Source organism: Actinoallomurus sp. NPDC050550, from assembly GCF_040655075.1.
Taxonomy (GTDB): Bacteria; Actinomycetota; Actinomycetes; order Streptosporangiales; family Streptosporangiaceae; genus Actinoallomurus.
In genome coordinates, this window is record NZ_JBFAJC010000140.1 from 1 (window position 1) to 2,081 (window position 2,081).

At 61.9% G+C, this 2,081-nt stretch carries 1 protein-coding gene; it reads right to left on the reverse strand.

Annotated elements, in window-relative coordinates; translation table 11 throughout:
- On the reverse strand, window positions 1–2,081 hold a 2,081-nt coding region (locus tag AB0I04_RS55080), incomplete at both ends, for a hypothetical protein (RefSeq protein WP_360905045.1).

Here is a 2,081-nt window from a genome sequence, read left to right on the forward strand (position 1 = left end):
CGGCGAACCCCGCTCAATGACCTCCACCACGATCGGATGCCCCACCGGCCACCGCAACGCCACCGGATCGTCCCCACGCGCCCCCCCACGACCCGACTGGAACGCGGCCCCGCCCCCCTGGAGAGAATCCGGCCATACCAATGCGTGCAGCTCATCGAGCCGCTCGTTCAACCGCCCGATGTCGGTGAAGGTCTCGTCTGAATCGAAACGGAACTCCACCGTGACCTTGTCCCCTGACGGCCCCAGTGCGTAGCCGTCGGCCATTCCGACGAGGTCGTCCTGACTGACCAGCCTGGTGGGTTCGTCGAGTAGTGACGACTCAAGGGACTGGCGGATGGTCAGAATTTCGAGGCCACTGGCCGTCGCGTCGAGCGGCCTGTCGATATCTATGTCGCCGTCGGGCCGAATGCGAGATATTTTATCGATACCTGGCAACTCGGCTCGAAACTTTCTTACGAACTCCGCAATGATATTTTCGCCATTGCGGTCGAGAAAGGCACGGACTTCAGGAGGTAGCAGCGTTTCGCGAATCATGTGCAACGGGCTGCGTGACGCCACGACCAACAGGTTCTTGATCAGATAATATCTTACGAGGATATCCGACAGGGCACGTGCGGCGACATGAGTGTAGACCAGAGCCACATGGGCCATCAACAGCCTGGAATCCGCCTCGATTTTCTCCCGATTCCTGGAATTTCGCCTTCGCCCAGGAATATTGTGGTATTCCTTGTATCGGCCCTGCCAGTACTCGCCGAACTCCAGGCCGTCATCAACCAACCTTGAGGCGATACGATGTGCGTTGTCCTCCCGCAACGCCCAATCGAGCACAGCAGGCATCCTGTCCAGCGGAACATCATAGGTGTACTGGAAGAACACCCCCATTCCCTTGGCGTCGTCCAAGGGCTGCAAAAACCGGGCGTCGGACGCCCAAAACGGAACAATAAATCCTTCACTTCGGGGAAAAGCTTGCGAAATAGGCAGCCCCGTGCCATGCAGGCCTGCCTCGACTTCCTCATTCCGCACTGGGCGGTATCTCAGACGCGAGGCCCTACGGAGGCGCTGCAGCACATCCTGAAACTCGGCCAGAGCCTGCTCCCGTGACGGCAGGCCCTCATCTCCCGGACCGATCGCGAACGGAGGCACCACGATCTCGGCGATGAATACCGTCCGGCGATCAGGGGCGACATTCCCCCGCTGGCGGGCTACTTTGAGGGAAGCATGCCACCGGTTATCACTCTCGCCGACAAAATAGGCGGTGCGATCAAGCTTGACCTTGACGTGCTTATGCGATTCGTTCGCCCACGTGACGATGGTGCTGCCTTCGACTGCCTGCACCTGCGGGGGAAAGACCACCACGATTTTGGTCTCCCCTTCGTATCCCCCCGCGCCTCCAACCATCCGGAACGCCTGCCCCGAACGCTCCTCGCCCAGCCTTATCGCCTGCGCGACGACATCGGCACGCCCGCGGATGTTCCTCGGCAGCGCGGCCTCGCCCCGCTCATTCTTCAGCCGCTCCCACGTCTCGAGTACCTGTTCACGCTCGGCCAAACCATGCTTGCCCAAACGGGTATTGACCCACATCACCAGGTCATCCTCGAACGACAATCGCGCTGGCGAAATGGCGGACCTAACGTCTCGCGCCGGAGCGATGGCCCCGGCCTCGCCCTCCACACGGTCGTTGCGGTCGGTGTGGGGTGCCGGGCTTTGGCCGGTGGCAGGCTGGCCGGTCCAGGAGTCGAGTGCTGCTTGTAGTTTCTGCCGCTGGTCCGGCCCGAAACCACTAACACCCTGTCCCGGCGCACCCAGATCTCCGGGCACCTCCACCACGGCCGAGTCCTGCCGCCCACTCACCAGCGGCACCGCCGGCACATGGAACGCCTGCGTCCCCGACATCAACAACCCGGTTCCCTCGTCGACCTGCTGAAGTTCTTTCGAACGGGGATCAGTCATGTCGCTCTGGGGCTGCAACACGGTATGGGCGTCGGGATCGGCATCGGTGAAGGCGTTGTCGATCGTGGGAGCGGGCCAATCAAGCCCCTCGGGTACGCGTGGTACCAGCGCTCCTTCGGGCTCGATATATC